Below are 241 nucleotides of genomic sequence, written 5' to 3'. Positions count from 1 at the left end.
TCACGTTCCTCTTCGGCGGCCTCACCGGCATCATCCTGGCCTCCCCGCCGCTGGACTTCCACGTCTCCGACTCGTACTTCGTGGTGGCGCACTTCCACTACGTGGTCTTCGGCACGGTGGTGTTCGCGATGTTCGCCGGCTTCTACTTCTGGTGGCCGAAGTGGACAGGCAAGATGCTCAACGAGCGCCTCGGCAAGATCCACTTCTGGCTGCTGTTCCTGGGCTTCCACGGCACGTTCCT

Annotated in this window: 1 protein-coding gene; it reads left to right on the top strand. The window is 62.2% G+C overall.

The genetic code is table 11. The features are described 5' to 3' along the window. On the top strand, window positions 1–241 hold a 241-nt coding region (locus JYA52_RS00155), incomplete at both ends, for a cbb3-type cytochrome c oxidase subunit I (protein WP_205651152.1).

This window comes from Arthrobacter pascens (genome assembly GCF_017052465.1).
In the GTDB taxonomy this organism is placed as follows: Bacteria; Actinomycetota; Actinomycetes; order Actinomycetales; family Micrococcaceae; genus Arthrobacter; species Arthrobacter pascens.
This window is presented reverse-complemented; position numbering and strand designations above follow the sequence as displayed.